Source organism: Streptomyces sp. NPDC001194 (assembly GCF_042896985.1).
GTDB lineage: Bacteria > Actinomycetota > Actinomycetes > Streptomycetales > Streptomycetaceae > Streptomyces.
Map to the genome: position 1 here is coordinate 158,551 of NZ_JBIAXU010000006.1, position 18,618 is coordinate 177,168.

The following is an 18,618-nucleotide window of genomic DNA, read 5'->3' on the forward strand; positions in this document are numbered from 1 at the left end:
GACACCCGCCGTCGGCACCCGCTCCCTCGAGAACAGCGTGCCACCAGCCGGATCCACCTGTCACGGGATCGCGGTACCGAGGATTTCCCCGGGCTCATCGGGCGTCGTCAAGAGGCGTATTAGTGGGACTTTCGGGACCGTCCGGCCGTCGCGGACAGTGGCCTCACGTCGTCGTTGATCGACCGATCCGACTGAGGAGACTGACCACCGCATGGCCACTCACGACCGCGGGCCGCTGCCCCTGACCCCGCCGCAGAACGGCGTCTGGTTCGCACAGCAGCTGGACCCCACCCGCCTCGACTACACCATCGCCGAGTACCTGGAGATCCGCGGGGCGGTGGATCCGGAGCTGCTCGCCGAGGCGGTGCGCACGACGGTGGCCGGAACCGAGACGCTGTGCGTCCGCTTCGCCGAGGTGGACGCGGTGGTGCACCAGATACCCGCCGGGCCGCCGCCGCTGCGGATGGAGACGGTCGACGTCAGCGACCACCCGGACCCGGACGCCGAGTCCGAGCGGTTGATGCGCGCCGAGCTGGCCCGGCCGACGGACCTGGCATCCGGAGACGTGTGCCGGCACCTCCTGGTGCGGACCGGTCCGGCGACGTACCGCTGGATGCAGGGCTACCACCACCTCGTCGCGGACGGGGTCACCGGCTCGATCCTCGCGCGGCGGACCGCGCAGGTGTACTCGGCACTGGTCGCGGGCGAGCCCGTGCCGGCCGTCGACAGCGCACCCTGGCAGCGGATCGTGGCCGAGGAGGAGGAGTACGCGGGCTCCGAACGGTGCGCGAACGACCGGGAGTTCTGGCGGGCCCACCTGGACGGGGCCCCCGAGCCCGTCTCCTTCACCGGCAGCGTCCCGGCGCCCGCCTCGGGTACGACGGTGCGGGTGAGCGGCGACCTCGACCCCGCCGACGCCCGCACCCTGCGCGAGGCGGCGCGCCGGCACGGCACGCGCTGGTCGGCGCTGGTGATGGCCGCGGCCGCCGCCCACCTGCACCGCGCGGGCGGCACCGAGGACGTGGTCCTGGGGCTGCCGGTCACCGGCCGCACCACCCCGGACGCCCGCCGGACGCCCGGCATGTTCTCCAAGGTGCTGCCGCTGCGGCTGACGGTCACCGCGGACACGACGGTCGGCGAGCTGCTGCGCGCCACCTCGGCCGGCATCAAGGAGGCCCTGCGCCACCAGCGGTACCGCATCGAGGAGTTCACCGGCAGCGGACCCCGGCTGTGGGACGCCGCCGTCAACCTCATGTCCTTCGACTACGAGCTGTCCTTCGCCGGTGCTCCCGCCTCCGCGCACAACCTCTCCGTCGGCCCGGTGGAGCACGTCTCCCTCAACGTCTACGACCGCGGCGGCGACAGCCCGCTGACCGTGCAGGCTGAGGGCGACGCCGCCGACCTCGATCGGGTCGAACTCGAGGCGCTGCGGGACCGGTTCACCCGCTTCCTGGTCGCCCTCGCCTCGGCCGAGGACGAGGCTCCGGTCGGCTCGCTGCCCTTCCTGACCGCCGAGGACGAGGTGCGGCTCGCCGCCTTCGCCGAGGGCGGCGTCGACCCCGTGGCCGGGGACGCGTCGCTGCACACGCTCTTCGAGGAGGTCGCGGCGCGCACCCCCGAGCGGGCCGCCGTGATCTGCGCCGGCCGGGAGGTCACCTACCGGGAGCTCGACGCCTGGGCCGAGGACATCGCGGACCGGCTGCGGGCGGCCGTCGAACCGGGCACCCCGGTCGGCGTCTGCGTGGAGCGCTCCCCGTCGATGGTCGCGGCCCTGCTCGGCGTCCTGAAGGCGGGCGGCTGCTACGTACCGCTCGACCCCGGCCTGCCGCCCGAGCGCATCGCGTACATCGTGCGCGACTGCGGGCTGCGCACGGTCGTCGCCGGGCCGGGCAGCCGCGACCGGCTGCCGCACGACCTGCCGAGCGTGGTCGACGCGAGCGCGCCCACCGACGGATCCGCCTTCGGCCGGAGGTCCGCACCGGTGCCGGCCGCGTCCGCCGCGTACCTGCTGTACACATCGGGCAGTACGGGCGAGCCGAAGGGCGTCGTCGTCCCGCACGCGGCGGCCTTCGACTTCGTACGCGGCCACCTCGCGCTGTGCGGCGCGGGCGACGGCCTCGGGTCCGGCGACTCCGGGGGTTCCGGGGGTTCCGGGCGCACGGAACGGTTCCTCGGGTTCGCCTCGCTGTCGTTCGACGTGTCGGTCCTGGACGTGTTCGGTTCTCTGTTGAGCGGTTCCACCCTGGTCCTCGCCACCGACACCGAGCGGGTCGACGTCGACCGGCTCCAGGCGTTGCTCGCCGAGCACGCGGTGACGGTCGCCGACCTGCCGCCGGCGCTCCTGCCGCTGCTGGACCCGGCGGGACTGCCGGCGCTGCGGTTCCTGTCCACGGGCGGTGAGGCCCCGTCCGGCGACGCGGTGGACCGCTGGGCCACGGACGGCCGAGAGGTCTGGAACGCGTACGGGCCCACCGAGGCGGCCGTGTCCGTGACCATGCACCGGGTGGTTGCGCCCTCGCACGGCCGGATCCCGCCGATCGGGCGCCCGATGGTCAACCACCGTGCGTACGTGGTCGACCGGGGGCTGCGGCTGCTGCCGCCGGGAGCGACCGGCGAGCTCTGCGTGGCCGGCGCGGGTCTCGCCCGGGGGTACGCGGGGCGCGCGGCCATGACCGCCGACCGTTTCGTGCCGGACCCCTTCTCCGGTGTGCCCGGTGCGCGGATGTACCGGACGGGCGACCTCGTGCGCTGGACGGCACGGGGCGAACTGGAGTTCCTGGGGCGGGTGGACCGCCAGGTCAAGATCAATGGCCACCGGATCGAACTGGGCGAGATCGAGGCGGTGCTCGGCCGACAGCCCTCGGTGGGGCAGGCCGCGGTCGTCGTGCACGCCCCCGCGGGCGGAGCCCGCCGGCTCGTCGCCTTCGTGGCACCGCCGGGCGACGGCGGCCCGGCGCCCGAACCGCAGTCGCTGGCCCTCGAGTTGGGTCGGGTCCTGCCGGGCTACATGGTGCCCCGCACCTTCGTGGCGGTGGACCGGCTGCCCCTCACCCCGGGCGGAAAGGTCGACCGCGCGCGGTTGCACGTACCCGAGGCCGCGGCCCGTCCGGAGCACCCCGAGCGCGTGTACGGCGCCACCGAGCAGACCCTCGCGGCCCTGTTCTCCGAAGCCCTCGGCGTGACCGCGACCCCGGACGACAACTTCTTCGAGCTCGGCGGCGACAGCATCACCGCCCTCGGCCTGACCAGCCGCGCGCGGGCTCGGGGCTTCTCCTTCACCCTGCGCGAGGTTTTCGCGCACAAGACCCCGGCCGCCCTCGCCGCGGCCGTCGGCGAGCCCGGCCGCGGGACCTCCGCGGCCACCGCCGGTCCGGCCGTCGCGGAGTGCGGTCCGCTCCCCGCGACACCGGTCATGCGCTGGCTCCTCGACGGGCCGGGGCCCATCGGCCGGTTCAGCCAGTCCATGGTGCTGACCCTGCCCGAGGGCGCGGACGACGCGACGCTCGTACGGGTCCTGCAGTCGGTCGTGGACCGGCACGGGGCGCTGCGCCTCGGCGTGGCCGTCGGCCCGGAGGGCCGGCTGTGCACGGTGGGCGAGCCCGGTTCGGTCGACGTGTCCCGGCTGTACCGCACCGTCGACGTGGCCGGGTCGGACGAATCCGCGCGCGTCGCGATCATGGCGGAGGCGGCCCGGGAGGCGTCCGGACAACTGGACCCCGCGACCTCGGCGATGCTCCGGGCCGTGCGCTTCCACACCGGTGGGGCGGCGCCGGACCGGCTGCTGCTGTGCGTGCACCACCTGGCGGTGGACGGGGTGTCGTGGCGGATCCTGACCGCCGACCTGGCCACGGCCTGGGAGGCCGCGGTCGCCGGGCGTCCGCTTCCGACCGCGGAGGGGGAGGTCTCGTTCCGGGCGTGGGCCCACCATCTCGCACTCCAGGCAGGTTCCCCGGAGGTGCAGGCCGAGCTCCCCTTCTGGCGCTCGACGCTGGACTCCCCCGGGGAGGCCCCGGACCCGCAGGAGCCCTGGCAGCGGATCCCGGACCCGGTGCGGGACACCGCCGGCGCCACGCGCACGCTGACGCTCGCCCTGCCCGCCGAGGTCGCCGGCCCGCTGCTGGCCGGGGTGCCCGGCGCCCTGCGCACCGGCCCGGCCGAGGTGCTGCTCGCGGGACTGGTCCTCGCGGCCCACCGCCTGCGCTCCCCCGGCAGCGCCCCGGGGTCGCTGCTGGTCGACCTGGAGGGCCATGGCCGCGTCGACCGCACCGGCCGGCACGACCTGGCGCGCACCGTGGGCTGGTTCACCACCCAGTACCCGGTCCGGTTCGACCTGGCCGGCCTCGACCTGGACGCGGCGGCCCGGGGCGGTGACGCGCTCGCCGAGCTGGTCGCGCGGATCCACTCGACGGTCGCGTCCGTACCGGACCACGGCACGGGGTTCGGTCTGCTGAGCAGGCTCGATCCGCGAACCGCCGCGGAGCTGTCCGGGCTCCCGCGCCCCCGGATCCTGTTCAACTACCTGGGCAGGTTCGCCGGGGGCGGCGAGGCGCCGTGGAGCCCCGCCCCCGAGGCGGGCGGCCTGCGGGCCGAGGTGGATCCGGCGATGCCCGTCGAGCACGCCCTGCAGATCGACGCCATGGCCGTGGACGGCGCCGGCGGTCCCGCCTTCACCGCGGTCGTCACCCATCCCGCGGACCTGTTGACCGAGGCCGAGGCGGACGCCCTGGTGACGGCCTGGGGCGAGGCCCTGCGCCTGTTGGCCGGCTGGACGGGCGCCCCCCGACCCCGCCGCCTCACCCCCCGTGACCTGCCGCTGGTCCGGCTGACGCAGTCGGAGACGGACGCCCTGGCCGCGCGCTACGCCGGGCTCTGCGACGTGCTGCCGCTCTCGCCGCTCCAGGAGGGGCTCTTCTTCCACTCCGCCTTCGACACGGGGGCTATGGACGCCTACACCGGCCAGATCGTCCTCACCCTGGACGGCGCCCTGGACGGGGACACCCTGCGGGCGTCCTGCGACCGGCTGCTGCGCCGCCACACCGCGCTGCGCTCCGCCTTCACCGACCAGGGGCTGGACGGGCCGGCGCAGATCGTCGTCGAGTCCGTCGAGGTGCCCTGGGAGGCCGTGGACCTGGGTGGATTCGGCTCCGCCGACCGGGAGCGGAAGTGGCAGCGGCTGCTCGCGGCCGACCGGGCCCGCCGCTTCGATCTGGAGCGGCCGCCGCTGGTGCGCTTCACCCTGGTCCGCTTCGGCGCGGCCGAGCACCGACTGGTGATGACGAACCACCACATCGTCTGGGACGGCTGGTCCTCGGCGGTGCTGCTGCGCGAACTGCTCACCGGATACGCGGAATGCGGCGGCCCCGGTGGCCCGGGCGCGGCCGGTCCGGTCGGCGAAGGGGTCCCGTACCGCTCGCACCTGGACTGGCTGGCCCGCCAGGACGACGGCGCCGCCGAGACCGCGTGGAGCACCGCGCTGGCGGGGCTGGAGGAGCCGACCCTGCTGGGCGCGGCCGATCCGAACCGGATCGACGCGCTGCCCGAGCGGGTCGCGGTGGAGCTGTCGTCCGAGCTGACGGCCCGGCTCACCGCGCGGGCCCGTACCGCGGGCGTGACCCTCAACAGCGTGGTCCAGGGCGTCTGGGCGATGCTGCTGGGCCGGGTGACCGGGCGGGACGACGTGGTGTTCGGCGGGACCGTCTCCGGGCGGACCGCGGACGTCGCGGGCATCGAGGACATGGTCGGCCTGCTGATCAACACCCTGCCCGTGCGGTTCCGGATCCGCGAGGACGAGCCGCTGCTGGCCGCGCTCGTCCGGTTCCAGGACGAGCAGGCGGAGCTGATGGACCACCAGCACGTCGGGCTCGCCGGCATCCAGCGGGCGGCCGGGCTGGGCGCCCTCTTCGACACCACGGTCGTCGTCGAGAACTACCCGCTCGACCTGGAGTCGATGCGGGAGCTGGCCGGCGGACCGCGGCTGGCCGGGGTGGAGGGCTCGGACGCCACCCACTACACCGTCAACCTCATCGTGCTGCCCGGGGAGCGGCTGCGGCTGCACCTCGACCACCGTACGGACGTCCTCGACGCGCGGACGGCCCGCAGCCTGGGCGAGGCGCTGGAACGGCTGCTCACGACCGTCGCCGACGCCCCCGCCACCACGGTCGGGGAGGTGGACCTGCTGTCCGCGGAGCAGCACCGGCTGATCCGGGAGTGGAACGGCACCGCCGTGCCGGTCCCCGACACCACGCTGGTGGAGCTGTTCGAGCGGCAGGTGGCCCGCACGCCGCAGGACCCGGCGACCGTCTTCCGCGGCGAGCGCCTGACGTACGGCGAACTCGACTCCCGTGCCGAGCGGTTGGCCCGGACCCTGCGCGCCCGGGGCGCCGGTCCGGAGGAGATCGTCGCGGTCGCCCTGCACCGCTCCACCGAGATGGTGGTCTCGCTGTTGGCCGTACTGAAGGCGGGGGCAGCCTACCTTCCGGTGGACCCCTCGCTGCCGGCGGACCGGATCGCGTACCTGCTGTCCGACGCCGCGCCGGTGCTGCTGCTCGCGGACGACGGGGTGGCGGCGACGCTGCCGGTCTCGGCGGACCTGCCGCGGCTGGATCCGGGGGCCGTCCACGACGGGGACCCCGGTGCGGTGGGGCCGGCGCCGCTGCCCGCGCACCCCGCGTACGTGATCTACACGTCCGGGTCGACGGGGCGGCCCAAGGCCGTCGTCGTGGAGCACTCGGCCATCGTCAACCGGCTGCTGTGGATGCAGGACCGGTACCGGCTGGGCGCGGACGACCGGGTGCTGCAGAAGACCCCGTTCGGCTTCGACGTGTCGGTGTGGGAGTTCTTCTGGCCGCTGATCACCGGCGCGGCCCTGGTGGTCGCCGAGCCCGGCGGGCACAAGGACCCCGCCTACCTCAGCCGGGTGATCCAGGAGGAGGCGGTCACCACCGTCCACTTCGTCCCGTCCATGCTGGCCGCGTTCGTCGAGGATCCCGCGGCGGGCCGCTGCCGGTCGCTGCGCCGGGTCGTGTGCAGTGGCGAGGCCCTGCCGGAGGAGCTGAAGAACCGGTTCCTCGATGTGCTCGACGTTCCCCTGCACAACCTGTACGGGCCCACGGAGGCGGCCGTGGACGTCACGCACTGGGACTGCCTCCGCGAGGACCTCGGGCCCGTGCCGATCGGCCGGCCCATCTGGAACACATCGCTCTACGTGCTCGACCCGCGGGGCCGGCCCGTCCCGGTGGGGGTCGCCGGCGAGCTGTTCCTGGCGGGCGCGGGCCTGGCCCGTGGATACCTGCGGCGCCCGGCGCTGACCGCGGAGCGCTTTCCGCTCGACCCCTTCGGCCCGCCGGGCTCGCGGATGTACCGCACAGGGGACCTGGCCCGCCACCGGGCCGACGGCTCGGTGGAGTATCTGGGCCGCACCGACGACCAGGTGAAGATCCACGGCTTCCGGATCGAACTCGGCGAGATCGAGACGGCGCTGGGCCACCTCGACGGTGTCGGCCGGGCCGCGGTCGTCGTGCGCGAGGACGTCCCGGGCGAGCGCAGGCTCGTCGGGTACGTCGTCCCGGAGCCCGGGGCCGACCCGGCGCCGGACACCGAACCCATGCGCGCCGAACTGGCCCGCTCCCTGCCGGAGTACATGGTGCCGGTGCTGGTCGTCGTGGACGGGCTGCCCGTCACGCCGAACGGCAAGCTCGACCGCAGGGCGCTCCCGGCGCCCGCCGCGGCGGCCGCCACCGGGTACGAGCCGCCCGCCGGGGAGACCGAGGAACTGGTCGCCATGGTGTGGGCCTCCGTACTGGACGCGCCGCGGATCGGCCGCCACGACGACTTCTTCGCCCTCGGGGGGCACTCGCTGAGCGCCACCCGGGTGGCGGCCCGGCTGCGCCAGTCCCTCGGCCTGGACCTGCCCCTGCACACCCTCTTCGAGCAGCGGACCGTCGCCGCCCTCGCCATCGCCGTCGAAACGGTGCTGCTGGCCGAACTGGAGGCCGAGCCGGCCCCGTCCGCGACCACCGACGCCGCCGTTCCTTCACTCGTACTTCAGGGAGAGACCTCGTGACCACCCAGGAGAGCCTGCCGGCCACCGGCACGGACAGCCGCCTGGCCGCCGCCCGCGAACTGCTGCGCCGCCGTGTGCGCGCCGCACTGGACGACACGGCGGCCGGTCCGGCCGCCGCGCCGGCGCCGGTCCCCGCTGCGGCCGCCGACGGGCCGGACACCGAGCCCGTCGCCTCGTTCGCCCAGGAGCGGATGTGGCTGGTGGACCGGATGGCGGACGGCACCCCCGGCTACGCGATCCCCGAGGTCGTGCGGCTGCGCGGCCGCCTCCACCCGGAGCCGCTGCGCCGCGCCCTGACGGCCGTCGTGGCCCGTCACGCACCGCTGCGCACCGTCTTCGAGGAGCGCGACGGCGCACCGCACCCGGTGGTCCTGCCCGCCCCGGCGGACGTCCCGCTGCCGGTGCTGGACCTTGGCGACGCCCCCCTCGCCGAGCTGGAGGAGCGGGCCCGCGGCCTGGCCCGGGAGGAGGTCCGCAGACCCTTCGACCTCGCGGCCGGCCCGCTGCTGCGCGCCCTGCTGATCCGGCTCGGCGCCGAGGACCACCTGCTGGTGCTGGTGGTCCACCACATCGCCACCGACGGCTGGTCGATGGGTCTGCTGTGGCGGGAGGTGTCCGAGGGCTACGCGGCCCTGCTCTCGGGGCGGCCCCTGGCGCAGGCGCCGCTGCCCCTGGACTACCAGGCGTACGCCCGTACCCAGCGCGACCGGTTCGCGAGCGGCGCGATGGACGGTCAGCTGCGCTGGTGGGAGGAGTCCCTTGCGGGGCTGGAGCCTCTCGAACTGCCCGCGGACCGGCCCCGTCCCACCCGTCGCAGCGGCGACGGCGCGAGCCTGGAGTTCACCCTTGACGCCCACCTCACCACCCGGCTGCGCGGGATCGCCGAGGGCGCCGGCGCCACCCTCTTCATGACGCTCCTGGCCGGCTTCCAGGCCGCCTTGGCCCGTTGCGCAGGCAGCACGGACATCGCCGTCGGCACCCCGGTGGCCGGGCGTGACCGGGTGGAACTGGAGCCCCTCGTCGGGTTCTTCGTCAACACCGTGGTGCTGCGCGCCGACCTGTCGGGCGAGGTCGGCTTCCGTGAGCTGCTCGGCCGGGTCCGCCGGGCGACGGTGGACGCGTACGACCACCAGGAGGTGCCCTTCGACCGGCTGGTGGAGCACCTGAGCCCCGAGCGGGTCGGCGACCGCAACCCGCTCGTGCAGGTGATGTTCGCGTCGGCCCAGGACGAGACGGCCGGGCTGCGACTGCCGGGCCTGGACGCGCGGGCCGTGCGGACCGACTTCGGCGGTTCCCTCTTCGACCTGAGCGTCTTCGTCTCGGAGGGCGCCGAGACCTGCTCCGGCTCGCTGGTCTTCGACACCGACCTGTTCGACCGGGCCACGGCCGAACTCTTCCTCGGCCACTACCTGGAACTGCTGGCCTCCGCCGCCGAGGAGCCCGACCGTCCCGTGGCCGAGCTGCTGCCCTCCGCCCTGACCGCGGCCCGGCTCGCGGCCGAGGGGCACGGCACGGTCCGCCCGGACCTGGCCCCGGCCTCCCTGGTGGAGCTGTTCGCCGAGCAGGTCCGGCGCACCCCCGGCGCCGAGGCCGTGGTCTGCGGGGCCGACCGCCTGACCTTCGCCGAACTCGACTCCCGGTCCGACCTGCTGGCGGCCCGGCTGGCCGCCGCCGGGGTGGAGCGCGAAACCCCGGTCGCCGTGCTGATGGAGCGCTCGGTCCACCTCCCCGTGGCGATCCTGGCCGTGCTGAAGGCCGGCGGACTCTACGTCCCGCTCGGCGAGGGGTTCCCCGTCGCCCGGCTGCACTGGATGCTGGAGCGGACCGGCGCCCGCCTGCTGCTCGCCGATCCCGCGACGGCCGGCCACGAGGCGGTCCGCACCTCGCCCGTTCCGGTTCTCGACGCGACGGCCCCGGCGGAGGGGGCCGCGGCCGCCGCACCGGTCCCGCACCCGCCGTGCTCGCCGGACCAGTTGGCCTACGTGATGTACACCTCCGGTTCCACGGGCGAGCCGAAGGGCATCGGCGTCACCCACGCCAATGTCGCGGCGCTCGCCCGTGACACCGCCTTCGGCGCCGCGCACCGGCGGGTGCTGGCCCACTCCCCGCTGTCGTTCGACGCCTCGACGTACGAACTGTGGGCGCCTCTGCTGTCCGGCGGGCTGGTGGTCATGGCGCCGCCCGGCCGGGTGGACACCGCCGCCCTGGCCCGGCTGGTGGAGGAGCACCGGATCACCTCGATGTTCCTCACGGCCGCCCTGTTCAACCTGGTGGTCGAGGAGTGCGTGGAGCTGCTGACGCGGGTGCGGGAGGTGTGGACGGGCGGCGAGGCCGCCTCCCCCCACTCCTTCGCCCGGGCCCTGGAGCAGGCTCCGGACACCGTCCTCGTCAACGCCTACGGGCCCACCGAGACCACCACCTTCGCCACGCGCCACCGGCTGGACCCCCGCGCCGGCGCCGTCGTGGACGGCCGGGTCCCCATCGGCACCGCCCTGGACGACACCCGCCTGTACGTCCTGGACGGGCGCGGCCGCCCGGTCCCGCAGGGCGCCGTCGGCGAACTGTGCGTCGGCGGTACCGGCGTGGCCCGCGGCTACCTCGGCCGACCCGGCCTGACCGCGCGGCAGTTCACCCCCGACCCGTACGGCGCTCCGGGCGCCCGGATGTACCGCACGGGCGACCTGGCCCGGCGCCGCCCCGACGGCACCGTCGACTACCTCGGCCGGAGCGACCAGCAGGTCAAGATCCGCGGCCACCGGATCGAGCCGGGCGAGATCGAGGCCGAACTGGCCCGCAGCCCGCGGGTCGGACACGCCGCGGTGGTGGTCCGTGAGGACAGCCCCGGCGAGCAGCGCCTGGTCGCCTACGTGGTGCCGGCGGAGGGCGGGGTGGCGGACCCGGCGGAGCTGCGCCGGGGGCTCGCCGACCGGCTGCCCGCCTACATGCTGCCCTCGGCGATCGTGTCGCTCGCGGCGCTGCCGGTGACGCCGAACGGCAAGCTGGACCGGCGCGCGCTGCCCGCTCCCCCCGAGGAGGGCGTGCTCCGGGCCGAGTTCGCGGCGCCGGCGACCGCGACCGAGGAGCTCGCGGCGGCCGTGTGGGGCGAGGTGCTGGGCACCGGGCGGATCGGCCGCCACGACGACTTCTTCGCCCTCGGCGGCCACTCGCTGCGGGCCACGCGCGCCGTGTCGCGGCTCGGCGCCCGCATGGGCACGGCCGTGCCGCTGCGGCTGCTGTTCGAGCACCCCACGCTGGAGCGGTTCGCGACGGCGCTGGACGCCCTGCACGGCGACGGCCCCGACGCCGCCGCGCCGGCGGCGACCCCCGTCACCGCGATCGGCGCCCGGCCGGCCGGGGGGCCCGCGCCGCTGTCGTTCGCGCAGCAGCGGCTGTGGTTCCTGGACCAGCTCCAGCCCGGCCGGCCCGACTACAACATCCCCGTCGCGGCCCGGCTGCGGGGCGTGCTGGACGCCGACGCCCTGGCTGCCGCGCTGTGCGCGGTGGTGGCCCGGCACGAGGTGCTGCGCTCGCGGATCACCGAGGGCCCGTCCGGCCCCGTACAGGTCGTGGAGGCGCCGGAGGTCTTCGTCCCCGTCCGCACCGACCTGGGGGACCTGCCCCGCGAGGAGGCCCGTTCGCGGGCGCTGGGCCTGGCCCACGCCGACGCCGCCGCGCCCTTCGACCTGGGCTCGGCGCCCCTGCTGCGGGCCCGCGTGGTACGGGTCGCGGACGACGAGCACCTCCTCGTCCTCGTCCTGCACCACACCGTCGGCGACGGCTGGTCGATGCCGGTGCTGTGGCGGGAGCTGTCCGGGGCCTACGCGGCCCTGCGCCGCGGCGAGCGTCCGGTGCTGCCGGAACTGCCGGTCCAGTACGGGGACTTCGCGTACTGGCAGCAGCGTCGGCTGGCCGACGGGGAGGCCGACGCGGGCATCATGCACTGGCGGGCGGCCCTCGGCGGGCTCCCGGCCCTGGAGCTGCCCACCGACCGGCCGAGGCCGCAGGTGCGCTCCGGCGCGGGCGACGCCTTCGTCTTCGAGGTCCCGGCCGAGCTCGCCCAGCGGCTCGGCGCGCTGGCCCGGGAGCGCGGCGCCACCCTGTTCATGGTGCTGCTGGCCGGTTTCCAGGCGCTGCTGGCCCGCTACACGGGCCAGGTCGACATCGCGGTGGGCTCACCCATCGCGGGCCGCGACCGCACCGAACTGGAGCCGCTCGTCGGCTTCTTCGTGAACACCCTCGTACTGCGCACCGACCTGTCCGGCGACCCGGCCTTCGGCGAACTGCTGGGGCGGGTGCGCCGGACCGCGCTGGCCGCGTACGAGCACCAGGACGTTCCCTTCGACCGGCTGGTGGAGGAACTGCGGCCGGAGCGCGACCTCAGCCGCAACCCTCTCTTCGACGTCCTGTTCCAGCTGCATCCGGAGCAGCTCGACGCGCTGCCGCTGGAGGGTGTGGAGGTCGAGAGCCTGGACACCTCCAACGGGACGGCCAAGTTCGACCTCAGCCTCGCGATGACCGAGCACCCCGGCGGACTGACCGGCACCGTGCAGTACGCAACGGACCTCTTCGACCGGGACACGGTCGAGCGGTTCGGCGCGCACTACCTGCGGCTGCTGGCCGGTGCGGCCGAGACCCCCGACGCGCCGCTGTCCCGGCTGGACGTCCTGTCCCCGCGCGAACACGCCGCCCTGCTCGGGGAGGAGTCCGCGCCGGGGACGGACCGGCCGGCGCCGCGGACCCTGCACTCCCTGGTGGCGGAGCGGGCCCGGCTGCGGCCGGACGCCCCGGCCGTGACCTGCGAGGGCCGCACCACCGGCTACGGCGAGCTCGACGCGGCCGCCAACCGGCTGGCCCACCGCCTGCGGGAGCTCGGGACCGGCCCCGAGACCCGGGTGGCCGTAATGGCCGGGCGCGACCCGCGCATGCTGGTCTGTGTCCTCGCGGTGCTGAAGGCCGGCGGCGCCTACGTACCCCTGGACGTGGGCCACCCGGCCGAGCGGATCCGCACCGTCCTCGCCGACAGCGGCGCCCACCTGGTGCTGACGGCGGGCCTGCCGGACGGGCTGCCCGCCGGCCTGACCGGGGACCTGCCGGTCCTGGACCTGGACACCGAGCGGCAGCTGATCGACGCACTGCCCGCGACGGAGCCGCCCGTCGCCGCCTCCCCCGCACACCTCGCCTACCTGCTGTACACCTCCGGCTCCACCGGCCGCCCCAAGGGCGTGGCCGTCACCCACGCCGCGATCACCGGCTACCTGGCGGCGCTGACCTCCACGTTCGGCCTCGGCCCCGAGGACGCCGTGCTCGCCCGTACCGCGCTGACCTTCGACCCTTCGGTGCGTGACCTGTTCGCCCCGCTGACCACCGGCGGGCGGATCGTGCTGGCCTCGCAGGACGAGGCCGGGGACCCGGAGGCGCTGGCCCGGCTGCTGCACGACGAGGGTGTCACGGCGCTGCTGTCGATCGTCCCGTCGATGCTGGAACCGCTGGTCGCCGCCGTCACCGAACCCGCGGCCGCCCTGCGGCTGGTGATGACCACCGGCGAGGCACTGACGCCCGGACTGGCGCGCGCCGCCCACACCTTGGGCGTGCCCGGGCGGCTGCGGCTGGTCAACCAGTACGGTCCGACCGAGTGCACGAACACCACCACGTACCACGTGGTGACGGACGCCGACATCGAGGCGGGCCGCATCCCCATCGGGCGGCCGCTGCCCGGCGCCCGGGTCCTCGTGCTCGGCGAGCACCTCGAACCGCTCCCCCGGGGCGCGATCGGTGAGCTCTTCATCGCCGGCCGCGGGGTGGCCCGCGGCTACCTGGGCGATCCGGCGCGCACCGCCGAGGCCTATCCGCCGGACCCGTACGGGCCGCCCGGCGCGCGCATGTACCGCACCGGCGACCTGGCGCGACTGCGGTCCGACGGGGTGCTGGAGTTCCACGGCCGCCGGGACAACCAGGTCAAGGTCCGGGGCCACCGGATCGAACTGGGCGAGGTCGAGGCCGCCCTGCTGCGCCACCCCGACGTGGCCCGGGCCGTGGCCGCCGCGCACGGCGAGGGCGCCGACCGGCTGCTCGCCGCGTACGTGGTGTGGCGGGACGGGAGCGGTGATCCGGCCGCCGTACTGGACTTCGTACGCGCGGCCCTGCCGGCCGCGATGGTGCCCTCCGCACTGGTGGTGCTGGACGCGCTGCCGCTGACCCCGAACGGGAAGACCGACCGCCGCGCGCTGCCCGCGCCGGAGGCAGGCACGACCGGCGGGCACCGGGCGCACGTGGCCCCGCGCACCCCGTTGGAGCGGACGGTCGTCGAGGTCTGGGAGGAGGTGCTGGGCGAGGGCCCGATCGGGGTCCGCGACCACTTCTTCGAGCGTGGCGGACATTCCCTGCGCGCCACCCGGGTCATCTCCCGGCTGCGCGCCCTGCTGGACCTGGACATCCCGATGCAGCTGATCTTCCGGCACCCGGTGGCCGAGGACCTGGCCCGGGCGCTTGCCTCACCGGGCGCGGCGGACGCGACGGGAGCGACGATCCCCGCGCTGCCCGAGGGGCCCGGCCCGCTGTCCTTCGGACAGCAGCGACTGTGGCTGCTGGACCGGCTCCAGCCGGGCCGGCCCGACTACAACATGCCCGGGGCCGTACGGCTGACCGGGGAGCTCGACACCGCCGCCGCCCTGGGCGCGCTGACGGACGTCGTCGCCCGGCACGAGGTGCTGCGCTCCCGGATCGAGGAGACCGGGGAAGGCGGCGACGCGGAGGCCTTCGCGGCCCGCGTCGTGCCCGGTCCGGCCTCCCTGTTCGCCCCCGGCTTCACCGACCTCTCCGAGCTCGGGGCGCCGGCGGCCGAGGAGCGGGCGCGGGAGCTGGCCGCGCACGACGCCGCGCAGCCCTTCGACCTGACGGCCGCGGGCCCGCTGCGGGCCCGGCTGGTGCGCATCGCTGCGCGGGAGCACCTGCTGGTGATCGTGGCCCACCACATCGCCTTCGACGGCTGGTCGGTGGGGGTGTTCTGGCGGGAGTTCTTCGCCGCCTACCGGGCCCGCACCGTCGAAGGGTCCGGGCCGCTGCCGGAACTCGCCGTCTCCTACCGCGAGTTCGCCTCCTGGCAGCGCAACCGCCTCGGCGACGACGCCCTCGCGGACACCCTGGGGTACTGGCGCGGGCGCCTCGGCGGCCTGGCCCCGCTGGACCTGCCCACCGACCGGCCCCGGCCGGCCACCCCGTCCGGACGCGGCGGGCAGTTCTCCTTCGAGCTGCCCGAGCCGCTGCTGCGGCAGCTGCGCGACCTGGGGCGCCGGCACGACGCCACGCTGTTCATGGTGCTGCTGGCGGGCTTCCAGGCCCTGCTGGCACGCTGGTCGGGCGGCGAGGACGTGGCCGTGGGTTCCCCCATCGCCGGCCGGGACCGGACCGAACTGGAGCCGCTCATCGGCTTCTTCGTCAACAACCTGGTGCTGCGCACCGACCTGTCCGGCGACCCGGCCTTCGGCGAACTGCTGGCCCGGGCCCGGGAGACGGCGCTGGGGGCCTACGCCCACCAGGAGGTGCCGTTCGAGCGTCTCGTGGAGGAGGTGCGGCCGGAGCGCGACCTGAGCCGCAACCCGCTGTTCCAGGTGATGCTGGTGCTCGACGAGGAGGCCGCCGCCCCGCCCGCACCGCCCGGGCTGGACGTCGAACCGCTCTCGCTGGCCAGCGGTGCCTCGAAGTTCGACCTCTCGCTGTACTTCGTCGAGGAGGAGGGCGCTCTGCGCGGCGAGGCCGTGTTCGCCACCGACCTCTTCGACCGGGCGACGGTCGAGCGCATGACCTCGGCGCTGACCGAACTGCTCACGGCCGCGGTGGCCGATCCCACGACCCCGCTCGGCGCCCTGCCCCTGATGGGTCCGGCCGAGGAGCGCCGGATCGTGCGCGCGGGTGTCGGGTCCGTCGAGCGGGCCGCCGACCGGCCGCTGCCCGTGCTCGTCGGCGAACAGGCCTCCCGTACGCCGCGGGCTGTTGCCGTGGACGACGGCGACCGGAGCCTGACGTACGCAGGGCTGTGGGAGGTCTCGGGCCGGCTGGCCCGGGAGCTGACCCGCCTCGGTGTCGCTCCGGAGGCCGCGGTGGCGGTCTGCGCGGAGCGCTCCGTGCTGCTGCCGGCGGCGCTGCTGGGCGTCCTGCGCGCCGGCGGCCTGTACGTGCCCGTCGACCCCGGCTATCCGGCCGACCGGATCGGCTACATGCTCGCGGACAGCGGCGCCCGGGTGCTGGTGGTGTCGGGGCTGTCCGGAGCCGCGCAGGTCCCGGACGGGGTCGCCGTGGTGGACCTCGACGCCCTGGCCGCGGACGGCAGCGCGCGGGCCGACTTCGCGCCCCTGCGGCTCGAGCCGGAGCAGCTGGCGTACGCCCTCTACACCTCGGGCTCGACGGGACGCCCGAAGGGGGTCACCGTCCCGCACCGGGCGCTGGCCAACTTCACCCGGGACATGGTCCGCAGGCTGGAACTCACGGCCGGTGACACGGTCGCGGCCGTCACCACCGCCTCCTTCGACATCGCCGTGCTGGAGCTGCTGGTCCCGCTCGTGTGCGGAGCCACCGTACGGGTCGTCGACCGCGAGACCGCGCGGGACGGCACCCTCCTCGCGAAGGAGCTGGACGCGGCACTGGTCACGGTCGTCCAGGCCACTCCGGCCACCTGGCACCAGCTGATGGAGTCGGGGTGGCGGGCGCCGCACGTACGGGCGCTGTGCGGCGGCGAGGCGCTGCCGTCCGCCCTGGCCGAGCGGATGCGCACGGCGCTGGGCACCGTCTGGAACGTCTACGGACCGACGGAGACCACCGTCTGGTCCACGGCGCACCGGCTGTCCGGGCCCGTCGGCGACCGGCCGGTGTCGATCGGGTCGGCGCTCGCCAACACCCGGCTGCACGTGCTGGACGCGGGCCTGCGACCGGTGCCGGTCGGTGTGTTCGGCGAGCTGTACATCGGCGGCGACGGCGTGGCCCGCGGCTACCACGGGCGGCCGGCGCTGACCGCGGACCGGTTCGTGCCCGACCCGTACGCGGCGGGCGAACGGCTGTACCGCACCGGTGACCTCGTACGACGGCTCGCGGACGGCGGTCTGGAGTACCGGGGCCGGGCCGACGGCCAGGTGAAGGTGCGCGGCCACCGGATGGAGCTCGGCGAGATCGAGTCCGCGCTCGCCCGCCACCCGCGGGTGCTGGCGGCGGCCGTGGCCGTCCACGGCACGGGGGTGGACGCCGTCCTCGCCGGCTACGTGACCTGGCGGGACGAGGAGGGCGACGTGCGCGAGCTCGGCGACTTCCTGCGCCAGGACCTCCCCGAGTACATGGTCCCGGCGGTCCTCACCGCGCTGGAGCGACTCCCGCTCACCCCGAACGGCAAGCTCGACCGCAAGGCGCTGCCGGCGCCGTCGGCGGACGCGGCGCGCGGTGACGGCGCGGGCCGGATCGCCCCGCGCGACACGACCGAGCTGCGGATGGCGCGGCTGTGGGAGCAGACCCTGGGCACGGCCCCGATCGGGGTCCGTGACGACTTCTTCGCGCTCGGCGGCCACTCGCTCAAGGCGTTCGCCCTGATGGCGGCCGTGCGCCGGGAGTTCGGGGTGGAGCTGCCGCTGAACCTGGTGTTCCGTCGGCGCACCGTGGAACTGCTGTGCGAGGCGCTGCCGGACGCGGGGGCGGCCGCCGCCAGGCTGCTGGTCCCGCTGGCCGACGGCAACCCGTCCAGGCCGCCGCTGGTCCTCGTCCACCCGCGGGGCGGCGATGTCGTCTGCTACCGGGACCTGGTGCGGGACCTGTCCGCCCGTCCCGGGGGCGACCGGCGGATCCTCGGTCTGGAGTCGGTGGGCTACAACACCGGCGAGAGGCCGCTGGAGACGGTGCCCGAGATGGCCGAGCGCTACCTGGACGCCCTGCGCGAGGAGCAGCCGCACGGCCCGTACCTGTTGGCCGGCTGGTCGTTCGGCGGGACGGTGGCCTACGAGATGGCCGCCCGGCTGGAGGCCGCCGGCGAGGAGGTCGCCTTCCTCGGCCTGATCGACGCGGCCGCGCCGGGGGCGGCTCCCGGGAACCGGTCCGGAACGGCTGCCGGGCCGGGCGATCCGGACCTGCTGCGGTACGGCATCGCCGCCGGGATCGACGCCGACTCGGCGCGCGAACTGGACGAGGAGGAACTGCTCGACGTCCTGGTGCGCCGGGGCCGCGCGGAGGGCACCCTCCCCCGTACCGCCCCCACGGAGGCCCTGCGCAGAGTGCTGCGGGTCGCCGAGGCGAACGGAGCGGCCTCCGCCGCCTACCGCACCGACGCCGTCCTCGTGGTCGGCCTGCACCTCTTCACCGTCGACGAGCGGCACCCGGAGCTCGGGACCCCGCTGGTGGACCCGGCGGCCTGGCATGCGCGCACCGCGGGCGACGTCCTGCGTGCGGCGGTCCCGGGCAACCACCACGACCTGGTGGACCCCCCGCACTGCGCCGCGCTGGCCGAGCTGCTGGCCGCGGCCCTGCCCTCCTGACCTGCTCCACCCCGCTCCACCACCCACCCTTCCGCATTCCTGATCCATCGA

At 75.6% G+C, this 18,618-nt stretch carries 2 protein-coding genes; both read left to right on the forward strand.

The window, feature by feature from the left end; genetic code table 11:
- Window positions 1-211: 211 nt before the first annotated feature.
- Complete coding sequence (locus ACFY1T_RS16530) at window positions 212-8,062, forward strand: amino acid adenylation domain-containing protein (RefSeq protein WP_390788730.1); 7,851 nt, start codon at window positions 212-214, stop codon at window positions 8,060-8,062.
- A complete protein-coding gene (locus ACFY1T_RS16535) occupies window positions 8,059-18,567 on the forward strand; it encodes an amino acid adenylation domain-containing protein (RefSeq protein WP_390788731.1) in 10,509 nt (3,502 codons plus the stop codon). The genes ACFY1T_RS16530 and ACFY1T_RS16535 overlap by 4 nt, the downstream gene beginning before the upstream one ends.
- The last annotated feature ends 51 nt before the right edge of the window (window positions 18,568-18,618 follow it).

What these genes read in the sequence shown, in the direction of transcription:
- ACFY1T_RS16530 (WP_390788730.1), top strand. Translation starts at nt 212, where the DNA reads ATGGCCACTCACGACCGCGGGCCGCTGCCCCTGACCCCGCCGCAGAAC.